At 49.4% G+C, this 15143-nt stretch carries 11 protein-coding genes and 1 pseudogene; 8 read left to right on the top strand and 4 right to left on the bottom strand.

Features of this window, described 5'->3' with window-relative positions:
- Nucleotides 1-160: 160 nt before the first annotated feature.
- The 7 genes and pseudogenes from B5F34_RS10660 to B5F34_RS17895 all read left to right on the top strand — a co-directional run bounded on the left by B5F34_RS10660 (nt 161) and on the right by B5F34_RS17895 (nt 3976).
- On the top strand, nt 161-412 hold the full coding sequence (locus B5F34_RS10660) for a hypothetical protein (RefSeq protein ID WP_087338579.1): 252 nt from the start codon (nt 161-163) through the stop codon (nt 410-412).
- A gap of 75 nt (nt 413-487) precedes the next feature.
- Nucleotides 488-826 (top strand): PIN domain-containing protein, encoded by a 339-nt coding sequence (locus tag B5F34_RS10655; protein ID WP_239448920.1) that lies wholly within the window; start codon nt 488-490, stop codon nt 824-826.
- Nucleotides 827-972: 146 nt separating this feature from the next.
- Nucleotides 973-1368 carry a D-Ala-D-Ala carboxypeptidase family metallohydrolase gene (locus B5F34_RS10650; RefSeq protein WP_087338551.1) on the top strand — a complete coding sequence of 132 codons (396 nt, stop codon included), beginning with the start codon at nt 973-975 and terminating at the stop codon, nt 1366-1368.
- A gap of 15 nt (nt 1369-1383) precedes the next feature.
- Nucleotides 1384-3057 (top strand): fimbrillin family protein, encoded by a 1674-nt coding sequence (locus tag B5F34_RS10645; RefSeq protein ID WP_162609320.1) that lies wholly within the window; start codon nt 1384-1386, stop codon nt 3055-3057.
- A gap of 205 nt (nt 3058-3262) precedes the next feature.
- Nucleotides 3263-3481: pseudogene (gene rhuM / locus B5F34_RS18075) on the top strand (RhuM family protein); the annotation flags it as partial.
- A gap of 148 nt (nt 3482-3629) precedes the next feature.
- Complete coding sequence (locus B5F34_RS10635) at nt 3630-3809, top strand: hypothetical protein (RefSeq protein ID WP_087338545.1); 180 nt, start codon at nt 3630-3632, stop codon at nt 3807-3809.
- Between the two features lie 2 nt (nt 3810-3811).
- Nucleotides 3812-3976 (top strand): PIN domain-containing protein, encoded by a 165-nt coding sequence (locus B5F34_RS17895; RefSeq protein ID WP_239448918.1) that lies wholly within the window; start codon nt 3812-3814, stop codon nt 3974-3976.
- A gap of 1298 nt (nt 3977-5274) precedes the next feature.
- Here B5F34_RS17895 and B5F34_RS10625 read toward each other — a convergent pair.
- From B5F34_RS10625 to B5F34_RS10610, 4 genes are all read right to left on the bottom strand, one after another.
- Nucleotides 5275-6591, bottom strand: coding sequence for an IS110 family transposase (locus tag B5F34_RS10625; RefSeq protein ID WP_087338542.1), 1317 nt, complete (start codon nt 6589-6591; stop codon nt 5275-5277).
- Between the two features lie 470 nt (nt 6592-7061).
- Complete coding sequence (locus B5F34_RS10620) at nt 7062-9320, bottom strand: GH92 family glycosyl hydrolase (RefSeq protein WP_087338539.1); 2259 nt, start codon at nt 9318-9320, stop codon at nt 7062-7064.
- 31 nt (nt 9321-9351) lie between these two features.
- Complete coding sequence (locus B5F34_RS10615; protein WP_087338536.1) at nt 9352-11637, bottom strand: GH92 family glycosyl hydrolase; 2286 nt, start codon at nt 11635-11637, stop codon at nt 9352-9354.
- A 58-nt stretch (nt 11638-11695) separates the two neighbouring features.
- The gene (locus B5F34_RS10610) at nt 11696-13285 is read right to left on the bottom strand and encodes a sulfatase (protein WP_087338533.1); all 1590 of its coding nucleotides are present in this window, start codon (nt 13283-13285) and stop codon (nt 11696-11698) included.
- A 426-nt stretch (nt 13286-13711) separates the two neighbouring features.
- On the opposite strand from B5F34_RS10610, the gene B5F34_RS10605 reads away from it, so the two are divergent.
- Nucleotides 13712-15124, top strand: a complete 1413-nt coding sequence (locus B5F34_RS10605; protein ID WP_087338530.1) for a transglycosylase SLT domain-containing protein — start codon at nt 13712-13714, stop codon at nt 15122-15124.
- Nucleotides 15125-15143 lie beyond the last annotated feature (19 nt).

Raw genomic sequence — 15143 nt, 5'->3', positions numbered from 1 at the left:
GGTTCGATAATTATAGAAGGCTCTGTCGGAACTACGAATTCACGTTCGATTCGGCTGAGGAAATGGTGAAACTGGCGGCGATAAGAATGTTACTGAGCAAAATTTAAACAGGCTCTTATTTTTGCAATGTGTTACATTCAATAATAAGGAGGAATACTGTATGAAAGCAACGATTTCATTAGAAGGACTGTTGGCACTTATCCATGGGCTTTCACTCAGTGCAAGCAATAAGCGGTGGCTGGGCGAGAAACTGATAGAAGAAGCACGGAAGGAAACCCAATCCGCTTCTATACCGGCAAGCCGATTTTATGGCGTATGGAAAGACGAAGACTTTCCGGAGTTAAGTGCGGACGAGATGGTTAAGGAAATAAGGGAAAGCCGAAAGTTTAAGAAGGAATCGATAACATGGTGAGTATGAAGCAATATTTACTTGATACGAATATATGTGTCTTTCTTTTGCGCGGACAAATATGACATAGACAAGAAGTTGGATAAGGTAGGGCTTGAACATTGTTATATTTCGGAAATCACGGAAGCAGAATTGAAATATGGCGCGGAACTTAGTCGCAGAAAAGGCCTGAAGCAGCGGATAGAACAATTGGATGAGTTTTTGTCCGCTTTGAAAATCCTTCCTATAAGCAATGCTATCGACCTGTATGCTTCTGAAAAGGCACGGTTGCGCATAGCTGGTACTCCTGCCGATGATGATTTTGATTTGTTGATAGGATGCACAGCCGTTGTAAATGACATGGTCATGGTGACGGAAAACATGAAACACTTTAAGAATTTAACCGGCATCCAACTTGAAAATTGGATTGAAAGATAAGCCATATCAATTGTTCCCATTATTTCGTCCCGCCCCTCTCCCCACAGGAGAAGGGCGGGACGCTTGTTTTCCGGCCTGCCGAAGTACCAAAGAAACTGATGTGTAATCCGCCGACGGAGAAACCTGTCGGCACAATATAAAGACGTATGAGATATTTTACCTTACAGGAATGTATCAACTCCGATACGGCAAAGGCACGGGGCATCGACAACACGCCCGGTGCCGAACACGAAGCGCACATCATCTCTTCCGGCTACCGTGGACCAGAACTGAACAAGGCGGTGGGTGGCTCGTCCACCTCGGCGCACTGCCACGGCTATGCCTTCGACCTCGTGCCGACAAACGGGAAGATGAGGGAGTTCAAGCGCTTCTGCCGCGCATTCCTTGCCGACAAAGCCTTCGACCAGTTGATTTCCGAAAAAGAAAACGATCAGGGTGTACCCAACTGGATGCATGTGGGCTACAAGCATCCTGACGGAGTGCGGCAACGCCGCCAATACCTCTCAATGATAGGCGGAAAGTATTATCCCATGACTAATTGATAAATGACAGAAGATATGAAGAAAAACAGATTATTTACAACAATATGCCTCATGGCGGCAATCCTGCTCGCCGCCTGTACACAAGACGAACTGGCCGAGCAGGGCAACACTCTGCCCGACGGCGAATACCCCTTGCAGATAGGTAGCGTCAGCATCATCGCAGAAAGTAGCGAAGAGCCGTGGACGCGCGTGACCGAGAAGCCCGACGGCAGCGGCAGTGTGTGGCAGCCGGATGATGCCATTACCGTTAGTCTCGATGGTGAAACAGCCACTTATACTTACGATGGCAGCGCATGGACTTCCGATGCTCCCCTCTATTGGAAGAACACCCAGCCTGCCGAGGTCACTGCCTGGTATCCCGCTACGGATGGCGCATTGTACCTCGGCGGCCAAGATAACGGCTTGGTGTATGTGCTGCGGGCTACGGCAGACAATGCAAGCCACAACACTCCTGTTAACTTGCAGTTCGAGCACCAACTTGCCAAGGTACGAGTGATAGTCAAGGGAACAGCCGATGTGATAGATGTTGAACCTATGAATGTACCCATGTCTTGTGATGTTAAAGAAGGAAAAATAGTAAATATTGGAACTATTATACCACTCAATCATCAAATGTTTAAAACCACTTACGAGGATATAGGCCCCTGCTGGGAAATCAACTTGCCGCCAAGTCTTGATTATCAGATAGAAAAATTCATGGTTTTTACTTCAGATCCTATTGACATTCAATGTGACATTACTCCCTCCATAACCTTGGAGGCTGGCAAGGTCCACACCATCACGATTACGGCAAACAGAAAGGATACGCAGACCATCGACCTCTCTAATGGAGACTACACCATCAGCAGCGACGGCATCTACTACTTCAGCGGCACGGCCAGCCATGCCATCAAGGTGACGGGCGGCAATCCGGAAATCTACCTGGAAGATGCGCAGATAAGTATGGCGAGTGGCAATGCCATTGATATACAGGATGGTAGCCCCACTATCCATGTAAGGGGCGAGGGCAACACCGTAGCCTCCACCGACAACACGGGCATCGCCGTCTCCGGCGGAGCAACTCTCACCATCGAGGGACGCAGCACGGCGGACATGCTGACGGCTACGGCAGGCAACGGGGGCGCAGGCATTGGTTCTCCCCTTGGCGGTACAGTCGGCGGCAATATCACTATCGGCAATGTTACGATTCATGCCACCGGAGGTAGTGGAAATTCCGCTTTTGGAGGCGCAGGTATAGGCTCGTCCGGCAGCGGAAATTGCGGAGATGTCACAATCACGGACGCTGTGATAATGGCCAATGGCGGAGATTATTCGTCGGGCATCGGCATGGGATATGGAAATACTTCCCAGCCATCCATCGGCAAGATTACCATCACCAACTCCGATGTGACGGCTAAAGCAGGGCGTTATGCATCTGCCATCGGTTTTTCTTATACAGAAAGTGTGGTCAATCCTACGCCTGATTACAGGGCAGGACAGATAATCATTACCACGGATAATCTTGAGACGTTCTTGTCCAAGCTGACAGCCGGTGGTACAGCGCATGCGGAGTTTGCCGCGTATACGCAACGGATAGGTGTAGGGTCACATGCAATACCATATCCTCCGTCCTTGCTTAACCAAGATGGCTCAGGCCCGTGGGAAGGCGTGGTAATCAACGGAACTGTCTATGCGGACGGATATGAATAAGGCTACTCCGGTTTTCCCGAATTGTCACTTCGACCATCACAAGGTGGAACTTTGACCGAATCGAAGTGGCACTTTAGCTTGCGGACAGGATAAGAACAAGGCAATATGGCTCTATCAGTGCAACATGAAGCTGAGCCAGCGTTTTATGGCATGATATTTGCGACAACTGCCGCCGACGGCAAAGTGTACCAAGTGGAATACTATAAATCTGGACATGGTTCTGTCTGTCGGCTATCGGGTTAAATCCAGTCGAGGCATAGAGTTCCGGCGTTGGGCAAACAAGGTACTGAAAGAATATCTGCTGAAAGGCCATGCCATCAACTATCGGTTGGGCATCCATACCTACAAGAAGTGCCACGACCGCTTCCTGATTATCGACAGGACGGACATCTATCATATCGGCGCCTCGCTGAAAGACCTCGGCAATGCCGTTCAAGCAAACTTGACGGCTATTGCCGAGGCTTGCGCGTTCTTTGACAGGTTGGAAAACAAACGGAATAATGGGATGGAGCATACTGGGCAATCCTTTTTTTATACCTTTGCGGTATCATCACTTAAAGAAAGAAAACAGTATGGAAACAAAAGAAGAAAAGCTGAAGGAAAAAGAACCGGAAGCAAAGAAAAGCCTGATGGAAGAAATGGATGAAGAAGCCAAGAAGCAGAATCACCCGAAAAAGACTAACCGGACATGGGAGGCTTTTGGCAGGTCCAAAGGTTGCTTCATCATCAATGACCCCAAATTCTTACTGTAAGCATGAGGTACTTGATTGATACGAACATCTTTGTCTATGCGGCAACCGACCGTGATTCGTTAAGCCGTGATGTGAAAGCCATTCTGGAAGAACCGGATACCATACTCTATATGAGTGCGGAATCCGTGCGTGAACTGATAGTAGCATACCGCAACAAGGGCTTGTGACCATGTAATCATTGCCCATGCCATCACCGAGCACCTGCCGTTCATTTCGAGCGACACGCGCTTCCCGTTCTACCGCAGTCAAGGACTTGACCTGATATTCAACGAAAAGTAACACTTAATATATCCCCATTATCTCGTGAGGGTGTGTCAAAATAGAGATTACCTGTCATTAGCTTCGCTCAAAACCTCTTTTGACTATTTGAAGGTATAGTCTGTCACCCCGAGCGCAGTCGAGGGGTCTCACTATGCGTCATGTGAGATGTTTCGACTTCGCTTCGCTCCGCTCAACATGATAGACTATACCTTCATAAAATAGTTAAAAGAGGTTTTGAGCGAAGCTAATGATAGTGATTTTGAAATTTGACACACCCTCACGCTTGTTTTCCGCCTTTATTGAACACCAATGGCCCTGTCATGCTGAACGTATGTGAAGCATCTCCCGACAGCTACGTGACAAAGTATGCCGGGGTTTGTTTCCCCCCCTGCCGAGCACACGAAAGGCAAACAACGTAAAATGGCACTTGAGCGGCGTAAACCTGCATTTGAGCGGCGTAAAGTGCCACTTTAGCAGCGTAACTCTGACTTTGGTGAAGCTTAAATGAACGCAGAGACGCAAAGACACAAAGTTCCGTAACTGTCTGTCGGGAAAAGGACGGAAGAGAACGCGGAGTTCGCGGTTTCGCCGCACACAAGAGGGGAAAATAACTCCGTGCCTCTGTGTTCAGCATCATCAACTGCCGGTGACAGGGAAAACTGCCCGCAGCATCTTTCACGCCTTCACCACCCTCCAACCCATTGATTTCCGGAAAGTTCCGGTGAAAGATACTGCCCTCACACTGCTTTCACAGCTCTTTTCTGCCTTCAGTGGCAAGGTATAACAAATCGGCTCCCCATATAGACCGTGCCGTTCTTCCATACCTTGGCAGTCCGACTCCAAAATAAAGACCGTGAAAGATGCGTGAGGGCAGCATCTTTCACGGTAACCTTTTAAACCACAACGATTTGAGGAACGGTGAAGGCGTGAAACCGGCAGGCACATACCTCCACGCACATAGAGGTTGAACCTCGCACGTCCGACTCTTTCCGGCCCCCTCAACTCCCCCCGTGGGGGAGCTTAGAGATACAGGGAGCTTAGAGATACCTTACATATTAGGGAATGGAAAGAGGGTGTATCGAAATAGATATTTCATTTTCATGAAGGTATAGTCTGTCACCCCGAGCGCAGTCGAGGGGTCTCCTATGCGTAATGTGAGATGTTTCGACTTCGCTTCGCTCCACTACCAATGACGAATTTATAATCAGGCACACTCTTTAAGTTCAAAAGCGTGTTTCTTGGCTAGTTTCTTCATGAGGTCAATTTCTCTCTGTTTGAGCATTTTCTTATATTGTTCTGCCCCTTGTTCTACATATTCGAGACCTTTGGTGAGTGCATTGTAATATGCTTGAGCTATCTTTCTGGCTCCTGCCTTGATGGCAATCCGGCTCCCTTTCCTGCTCCTAAGCCTGCGCATGAATTCCCCAATGGCATTGTAACGGCTGGCAATCAAAGATTGTGCACACTGGCGGAAAATCTGCCCTGCATGGTTGCTCGGATTGCCCTTGATGCGGCGTTTCATTTTTCCACTTTGTTTATAGGCCGGACTCAGGCCGAGCCAGCTGACAAAGTGCCCCACATCCGGGAAACGATCCAGGTCCGTTCCTACTTCGGCAAGCAGCCGCATCAGGGTCACGTCGTTGATGCCGGCAATGCCGGTCAAGTCAATACCTCCATAAATCTGTACCATCTTGGTATGCAGGTCTTCAATGGCCGGATTATGGTGGCGGGTCGGACGTGGTGCACCTTTCACTTCCACCTGAGAGGTGTCCCGGTTGATGCGGTCCAGCAAAACGGAGATTTCCTGTTCCAAAGCCTTGATTTGGACCATATGGAACTCCCACATTTCCAAGGCATGCCGCAGCATGGACAGGTAGACATCGTTATAGTTCCCGTGCAAGGACTTGGCCACATCCTCCGCCTTTGTCTTAAGGATGCTCTTATGGCAAAGGGAGGCCAGCCGTTCAGGATCCCGCTCGCCCGCAAGAATGGCACGGAGGATTTTAAGTCCGCTTGCACCCTGGATTTGCGATATGACATTGGCCAGCTTGATATTCATCAGTTCCAAGGCACGCTGCATCTTGTTCACATAAGCGGAAGAAGATTCTATCAGGTCCAGACGCTCACGAACGAGGAAGCGGAGTTCCTTAAGGAGACCTTGTGGAATAAGGCTTTCGCGTAAAAGGCCTGCGGTGAAAAGCTGCTGCATCCATTGGCAGTCCTGCACGTCGCTCTTGCGACCACGTACCTGCTGCACCTCACGCGGATTGACCAGACATACCCGGATGCCGTGGTCTTCAAGCATGGTGTACAGGCAAAACCAATACACGCCTGTGGCTTCCATCGCCACTTCGGTAATGCCGTTTTCCAGCAGATACTTGCAACAGGCCTCGTAATCGGCCGTATAGGTCTGGAAGTTTACCGCAGACGTGCCGTCCACAGATACAAAAATCTGACGTGTGCCAATATCTATACCGGCACCTTTGCCATGAACCTGGAAAAATTTTACTACCTTTGCCATATCTTTATTATTTTTGAAGACCTACGGCAAGAAGGGAGAAAGAATAGCATGTACGCTACCAAGCGGGAACTGTGTTGGGAAACACTCTCACCAATAATGGATCTACGACCTTCCGGGCAAAACTCAACAACAAGCAATAAGCATTAATTGAGTGGGTGCCAGATGCCGTGGGTCTTCTTTTTTGAAGCAAAAATAAGCTGTTTCGATAGAAGTTGCCGCATCTTAATCTTGAAATTGTATATGATTATACACTAAGTTGGGCGGATTCTTCCGCCCAACCCCCGTCATAATCGAATGGGGTTTCCGCAGGAAATAGGCACTCAACATGACAGACTATACCTTCATGAAATAGTTAAAAGAGGTTTTGAGCGAAGCTAATGATAGTGATTTTGAAATTCGGCCCCCCCTCCCCGTGGGGAGGGGGGGAGGCCTCCACTCAAAATCAGGCTGAGCAAGCTTCAAACAGACTCTTACTTCAAATAGAAGTCAAGTGTCCCGGCGTGTACCAGTTCATTGTGTGTCACACGCACTCCTTTATGTTTCTGTCCACCCAGCTTTACTTCGCCGATGCGGTTCGTTTCATCAGTTTGACCAGACTTATGAGCGGTGATGACCAATTCCTTTTCCTGGTAGTAACGCGGATCCAACTTAATGACCACCTTATCGAACATGGGTGTAGTCAACGTATATTCAGGCACACCAGGACAATCCGGATAAAATCCCATCATGCTGAAGATGGCCCAGGCAGACATTGTACCCGTATCATCATTACCCGGAATGCCACCAGGAGTATTCTTAAAATAAGTATTCACCAATTGCGGCACCAGCTTCTGCGTACGCCATTCCTCACCGGGGAAATAACTGAAAAGATAAGGATAAGCAATGTCCGGCTCGTTGGCAGGATCATAACGCCCTTCGTCAAAGACAGACTGCAACTTATTGATGAAAGCCTTGCGGCCTCCCATCAAACGCGCCAATCCCTTTACATCATGAGGGACATAGAACGTATAGTTCCAGGCATTTCCTTCATGGAAACCGGGATTCTCCTCAAAGTTAGCCCCCTGCATAGGGTCGAAAGGAGAATAGAATGTACCATCCGGCAACTTGGGACGGAAAGTACCAAAGTCCTTACAATAGTAATTCTTGTAACCCAACGAACGGTTATAAAACAGTTTGGCATCATCTTTCTTGCCCAACGCATCAGCAAAACGCGACAGAGCATAATCTGCAATATAATACTCCAACGCATGCGAAACAGAGTTATCATTCTTCGCCCGGATAGGCACATAACCTAAGCTGTAATAATCATCGGCATCAGGACGCATCAGATTCTCGGCACCCGGCAAAGTGGCAGACTTATACATTGCCTCATAGGCCGTTTCCACATCAAAATCACGCAACCCTTTGAACCACGTATCTACAATGACCGGTATGGCAGGGTCGCCCTCCATGGTCAGCGTCTCACGTCCATAAAGTTCCCACTTGGGCAACCAGCCGTGTTCACGATACATGTCCACCATCGTACGCACCATATCCAACTGACGGTCCGGGAACAAAAGCGTCATCAACTGATGTACATTGCGGTAGGTATCCCAAAGAGAAAATACGGTATAACGCTTGCCCTGTGTAGAAAGGATTTTTTCGGACTCCATCGCAGGATATTGCCCGTTGACATCATTCAACACATTGGGATGGATAAGCACATGATAAAGAGCTGTATAGAACACATGTTTCTGCTCTTCCGTACCCCCCTCCACGAGAATGCGGCTCAGGTCGTCGTTCCATGCCTTGCGGGCATTCTGCCGTATCTGCTCAAAAGACAGGCCGGACTGTTCACGGTCCAGATTCTCACGGGCATTCTCGATGCTGACAAAAGACACTCCCAGGCTCACCTCCAGTTGCTCGCCTTCAGACATATCGTAGGTAAACCATACGCCAATGTCGTCACCGCTGATTTCCTTACGGTATTGCGTGTAAAGTTTCTTGGTGCCAGCCGTCGAATCCCAGGCAGCCTCGACCGTCATGGGGCGCATCTGCTTCCAGTAACCGCTTGTCTTGGGCGCCTTGTTGACCCGCATCACAAAGTAAATGGGGAAAACAGCCTGCGGGTTGTAGCAGAAGGTTCCCAGCAATTTGCTCCCCTCAATCTCCGTCTCGCTGACAAAACGCACGGTAGCCCCGCTCTCGTTGGTCAGCCCCTCACCCAAGTTAAGCAGCAGGTTACCCTGCCCGGCCTTGAAGGTAAAACGCTCACGGGCAGTGCGGGGAGTAGCAGTCACCTCGGTACGTATGCCGTATTTATCCAACACGTTCGCATAGTAGCCCGGTGTGGCTTCTTCGTCTTTGTAACTGCTTCCGTATTTCAGAAAGTCCACTTCCAGCTTGCCCGACGTAGGCATCAGCAAGAGTGAGCCCAATTCAGGGCACCCCACCCCGCTGAGGTTAACATGGGCATAACCCGTGAAAAAGTTGTTGGTATGCTCATAAGGAGTAGACCACCAGCGGCTGTCCTTGTCGCGGTTGCCGTTCACACTGCCCATCACATTGAAAGGAACTACAGACATCATCCCCTGCGGACAGAGAGCACCGGGATTGGTAGTCCCGTAATTGGTAGTACCCACAAAAGGGTTCACATAATCTACCGGCTCGCGGTTGCCATCAGCCCAGGCAGGAGTCAGGGCACATACGGCAAAAGCGGCACATAAACTGTATGTCTTGAGATTCTTCATTGGTAATCTGAATATTTAATTAAGCATCTTTTCAGAACGCTCCCCACTGACTGGGTTCACTTCCCATCACCAGTTCCAGCGTACCGCCTTCCATCAGTTCGTCGTGCGAGAAGAAAGGCTTTTCCAGCGGTTTGCCATTCAACGTGGCCGATTGAATATATTTATTCTCCGGCGAATTGTTGGTTGCCACAATCCGGAAATCCTTGTCGCCAGACAAATGGATGGTTACAGCGTTGAACAAGGGACGCCCGATGCTATACACCGGCTTTCCCGGACAAGGCTGATAGAAGCCCATGGCATTCAGGACATACCATGCCGACATCTGGCCACAGTCTTCATTGCCAGACAAGCCGTTAGGAGCGTCGAAATACTGCGAATGCAACACCTCATCTATCAGCTTCTGGGCTTTCCAGGGCTGTCCCAACGTATTATACATATATATAATATGGTGGCTCGGCTCATTGCCATGCGCATATTGCCCTATCAGACCACTGATGTCGGCCGAAACCAGTTCACCCTCCAGCTTCGAATCGGCAGTAAACAGCGTATCAAGGCGAGCAAGCATGGTTTCGCGTCCTCCCATCAGTTCGGCAAGTCCTTCTATATCGTGGGGCACAAACCAAGTCCACTGCCAGGCATTTCCCTCACAATAATCGTCGCTACGGTGATTGCTGGAATAAGGGTTGAAAGGTGTGCGCCAATTTCCCTTGAGATCCTTGCCACGCATGAATCCCGTACCGGCATCGTAGTAATTGCGGTAATTCTGTCCGCGCCGGGCATAAATGCGCTGCGTAGCCGTATCGCCCACAGCTTCTGCCAGCAGGCTGATGCACCAGTCATCGTAAGCATACTCCAAACCTTTGGCCACCGACTCCCACTCTTCGTCGCAGGGAACATAACCCAGCGTGTTTTTATAGTACTTCGAGATGGGCATCAACGCATTGTGAATCAAGTAGCCCGTAGTAGCTATAGGAGAAATGGTGTCGTACTCGGCACTGCGCAGACACGCCTTCAAAGCCAGATTGGCATCAAAACTCCGGTCACCTTTCATATACGCATCGACAATGACTGGAACAGCATTGTAGCCAATCATCGTACCCGTATAATTTCCTGCCAGTTCCCACATGGGCAAGATGCCCCCCTCTTGATACTGGTTAAGCAGAGAGTTGATATACAACGAGTTCTGTTCCGGTTCAAGAATGGTCAACAACGGATGCAGGGCACGGAATGTATCCCACAACGAAAAGATGGTGTACATCGGTTTCCCCTCTTGCGCCGTGCGTATCTCGCGGTCCAGACTGCGGTAGCGGCCATCCACATCGGTAAACAGAGCCGGAGAAATGGCGGTGTGGTACATGGCTGTGTAGAACACACGCTTCTTCTCTTCATCCTCCGTCTGAATGTCTACCTTCGAAAGGTAGCTGTTCCAGGCATCCCGTGCCTTGGCACGCGTACCCTCAAAATCCCAACCGGAAATCTCCGCCAGGTTCTTTTCGGCTCCTTCCATATCCACAGCAGATAAGGCAACCTTTACCAATACCTGCTCATCCTTTTGAGTCTTGAATTTCAGCAAAGCCTTGCACTGCCCCGGAGTACGGGTACCGTCTTTCTGAAGCACAGAATCCTGAACCACCGTGCAAGTAAAAGGTTTGGAAAATACGGCGTAGAAATAGACATCATGCCTCCACGCCCATCCGTTCGTATTCTTATAACCACAGAGGGTAGAATCGTTCACGACCTCTATGGAAAGGTGACGGTTTCTCTGTGCCTGAATAGAATAGTCCAGATCGAGAATGAAACCCGCATCATCGCTTTCCGGGAACGTGTAGCGATGCAAGGCTGCACGATTGGTGGCAGTCAGTTCGGCCTGCACGCCATAACGGTCCAGGAAGACAGAATAATAGCCCGGCGAAGCCGTCTCTTTTTCGTGCGAGAAAGCCGAAGCAAAAGGCAGAATGTCTTTGTTGGGCTGCGCCGTTTCTTCGGTTGTAATCTGCTGTACGCCTACCGTAGGCATCAGCAGCACATCGCCCAGATCCGCACATCCCGTACCGCTAAGGTGCGTATGCGAGAATCCGTTGATGGTTGAATCAGCATAATAATATCCTGAGCAAGCATCCCACTCATAAATACGGGTATCAGGGCTGGGATGAATCATGCCGTTGGGCATCACGGCACCGGGATAGGTATGCCCATGCCCTCCCGTACCGATGAAAGGATTAACATATTGGGTGTAATCCTTTTCCACCGATGCCGTAGTACAACCGGCCAGCAATGCAGCCAGTACACACAGGTGAATTGTCTGTTTTTGTGCCATAATGTAATATTTGATTAGATTAACTTAACTCCTCTTCATTTCCTTACAACAGATTTCCTTATTTCTGCGTTTTGTTTTCTTTCTCTGCCTTCAGTTTCTCCTCTATAGGGTCATTATACTGCGTCTGGAGTCTTGTCAACTCTGCATGAAGTTCCTTAGTGATTTGCTCATAACCCGGCTTGCCATAGAGATTGTTCATCTCATGCGGGTCTTCCTGCAAATCATACAATTCCCATTCATCAATATCATTGTAGAAATGAATCAGCTTGTAACGTTCGGTACGTACTCCGTAATGACGCTTCACCATGTGTTCGGCTGGATATTCATAGAAATGATAGTACAGAGACTTACGCCAGTCGGCAGGTTGCTCGCCTTTCAGCAAGGGCAAGAGCGACACACCCTGCATATCTTCGGGAATAGGAGCGCCGGCCAAATCGAGGAAGGTAGGTGCATAGTCGATATTCTGCACCATCTGCGGGATTTCGCCTTTGGCCTTGAAGCCCTCCGGCAGCCGCATGATGAGCGGTGTGTGCATGGACTCTTCATACATAAAACGCTTGTCGAACCAGCCATGCTCACCCATATAGAAACCCTGGTCGGAAGCATAAACCACCAGCGTATTCTCCAACAGGCCGGCTTCCTTCAGGTAATCAAGCACGCGGCCGACATTGTCGTCGAGCGTCTTCACCACCTTTGCATAATCGCGCATGTAACGCTGATACTTCCACTCTGCCAAATCCTTGCCTTGCGGATTCTTCTTATAGAATTCATCAATAATGGGCTGGTAGAAATCATCATAGACCTTGCGGTCTTCAGGACTCAGACGTCCTACCATCGCCTCATAAGTGCCCTTCAACGGGGTCTTCTTGTCGGCACGCCACATCTTGGTATCATAAATGATGTCCATATCTTTCCATATATTCATCTCCTGGGCTGCAGCAGCCGGACGCCCTTCATAGTCATCATAGAAATTGTCAGGCAAAGGGAAAGTCTTATCTTCATACAAGGACAGATATTTCAACTCCGGCAACCAGTTGCGGTGAACGGCCTTGTGGTGAATGAAGATGCAGAAAGGCTTGCTCTTGTCGCGCTGGTTCTCCATCCAGTCAATACTCATGTCGGTCACTAAATTGGTTACATAACCTTCCTTCCGGACAGTATCGTTCTCCATGGTAATGAAGCTCGGATTATAATAGTCGCCCTGCCCGGGTAAAATCTCCCAATGGTCGAAACCGGTAGGCAGACTTATCAGATGCCACTTTCCGATAAGAGCGGTCTGATAGCCGGCTTGGCGAAGCAGCTTGGGCATGGTCTGCTGTGAACCATCAAAAACACAGGTGGAATTATCCGTAAACCCATTGGCGTGACTGTGTTTGCCTGTCAACATACAGGCACGGCTGGGTCCGCTCAATGAGTTGGCCACAAAACTGTTGGTGAAAAGGACACCCTCATTGGCAATGCGATCCAGGTTGGGCGTTTCAATGGGACTGCCATAACAGCTCATCATCTGAGCCGTATGGTCATCGGTCATGATATACACAATGTTGTACTGCTTGGCCGTTTCCTTTTCGCCTGCACATGATGCCAGCGAAGCAAGAGCAGCCACCCCCGTCAAGGGATACAGAAATGCGGGAATGGGTTGTTTCATAAAAAATGGTTTATAGAAATAAATAAATTGATTTCATTATCAGATTATCTAAGATAACAAAAGCTAAACTACTATCACAACCACTCCCTCCCCTGCACATTATCCGGCAAACCTGCCAGGCAGACGAGGAAAATGATTTTTGCAAAGGTACGGATTGATTTTTAAATACGGAAATGAAAAGATTAGAGTTTTTGCCACCAACCTGTTTCCGGTCTCTTTTTCCGGCATACACCGTCACGCAACCCGCCATGCTCCTCCGTATACCGGAAAAAAACCTCGGAAACAGCACCCCAAATAAAGCTGAGGAAAAATTAAACAAGCTCTTAACAGAATTTCACGCCATAACACCCATTCGGATTTGGTGACCTGCCCGGTGATGCCTATCTTTGTCGCCGTAAGCGATAACCCACCAAAACATCCTTTTCCATGAATACCAGAAATTACATACAGCCTCTTCTCATACTGCTGGAAGGTATCCTGCTACTTGGCGTGCTGGCCGGATGTGGCAGTCGGAAACAGACACATACCGACAATGCAACCACTCTGCGCGACTTGCCCCAACTGAAAGATAGCGGACGGTTAGTGGCACTCACCCTCTATAGCTCCACATCTTACTTTATCTACCGCGGACAAGAGATGGGCTTCCAATATGAACTGGTGCAACAGTTTGCCGAGAGTCTGGGACTGACACTGGAAGTAAAAGTCGCCCGCAACGTACGTGATTTGGAACGGAAACTCCTGGCAGGCGAAGGCGACCTCATCGCCTATACCCTACCCATCACCAAGGAGGGACGGGACAGCGTGACATATTGCGGCAACGAAGTCATTACCCACCAGGTCATCGTGCAACGCAAAAACGGACAACCCAAGCCGTTGAAAGATGTGACCGAACTCATTGGAAAAGAAATTTACGTAAAGCCGGGCAAACATTATGAAAGACTGGTAAACTTAGACAAAGAACTGGGCGGAGGCCTACTTATCCGAAAGGTAACGGCAGACAGTATCGGTGTGGAGGACCTCATCGGACAAGTGGCGCGCGGCGAAATAGACTATACGGTAGCCGACAACGACGTGGCACGGCTCAACGCCACCTACTACCCCAACCTCGACACCCGACTTGCCATCAGCTTTGACCAGCGTGCCTCATGGGCCGTGCGCCGCGACTGCCCGCTGTTGGCACAGGCCGCCGACCGGTGGCAGAAAGAAAATGCCACTTCGCCCGCCTATACATCCAGCATGAAACGCTACTTCGAAACGGGAAAATCACTCCCTCATACCCCCATCCTCTCCCTGCGTAAAGGCATTATCTCGCACTACGACGACTTGTTCAAAAAATATGCGAAGACCATAGACTGGGATTGGCGCCTGCTTGCTTCGCTCGCCTACAAAGAATCAAACTTCGACACGACGGCCGTCTCGTGGGCAGGAGCCAAGGGACTGATGCAACTCATGCCCTCCACGGCCCACGCCATGGGTGTGCCTCCCGGCAAGGAACAGAATCCGGAAGAAAGCATAAAAGCCGCCGTAAAATACATAGCCCTTACCACCAAAAGTTTCACGGAAGTACCAGAACCGGAACGTGTCAACTTCGTGCTGGCATCATACAATTCAGGCATCGGCCACGTTCTCGACGCCATGGCCTTAGCTGAGAAATACGGAAAGAACCCACACGTATGGCGCGGCAATGTAGAAAAATACATCCTCCTTAAAAGCAACGAAGAGTTTTTTACCGACCCGGTGTGTAAGTTCGGTTACTTCCGTGGAGCAGAAACGTATGCTTTTGTGCGCGAAGTGATGGACAGGTTCGAACAATACAAGAAAAAGATAAAGCAAAACTGAGGAATATGCAAGATTGCCA

Origin of the sequence: Mediterranea sp. An20 (genome assembly GCF_002160055.1) — a bacterium.
Classification (GTDB): Bacteria; Bacteroidota; Bacteroidia; order Bacteroidales; family Bacteroidaceae; genus Bacteroides; species Bacteroides avicola.
This window is presented reverse-complemented; position numbering and strand designations above follow the sequence as displayed.

Excerpts from the sequence above, each read along its gene's own strand:
- B5F34_RS17895 (WP_239448918.1), top strand. The coding sequence starts at position 3,812 with ATGAGGTACTTGATTGATACGAACATCTTTGTCTATGCGGCAACCGAC.
- B5F34_RS10615 (WP_087338536.1), bottom strand. The coding sequence starts at position 11,637 with ATGGCACAAAAACAGACAATTCACCTGTGTGTACTGGCTGCATTGCTG.
- B5F34_RS10645 (WP_162609320.1), top strand. The coding sequence starts at position 1,384 with ATGAAGAAAAACAGATTATTTACAACAATATGCCTCATGGCGGCAATC.
- B5F34_RS10635 (WP_087338545.1), top strand. The coding sequence starts at position 3,630 with ATGGAAACAAAAGAAGAAAAGCTGAAGGAAAAAGAACCGGAAGCAAAG.
- B5F34_RS10660 (WP_087338579.1), top strand. The coding sequence starts at position 161 with ATGAAAGCAACGATTTCATTAGAAGGACTGTTGGCACTTATCCATGGG.
- B5F34_RS10605 (WP_087338530.1), top strand. The coding sequence starts at position 13,712 with ATGAATACCAGAAATTACATACAGCCTCTTCTCATACTGCTGGAAGGT.
- B5F34_RS10625 (WP_087338542.1), bottom strand. The coding sequence starts at position 6,591 with ATGGCAAAGGTAGTAAAATTTTTCCAGGTTCATGGCAAAGGTGCCGGT.
- B5F34_RS10650 (WP_087338551.1), top strand. The coding sequence starts at position 973 with ATGAGATATTTTACCTTACAGGAATGTATCAACTCCGATACGGCAAAG.
- B5F34_RS10610 (WP_087338533.1), bottom strand. The coding sequence starts at position 13,285 with ATGAAACAACCCATTCCCGCATTTCTGTATCCCTTGACGGGGGTGGCT.
- B5F34_RS10620 (WP_087338539.1), bottom strand. The coding sequence starts at position 9,320 with ATGAAGAATCTCAAGACATACAGTTTATGTGCCGCTTTTGCCGTATGT.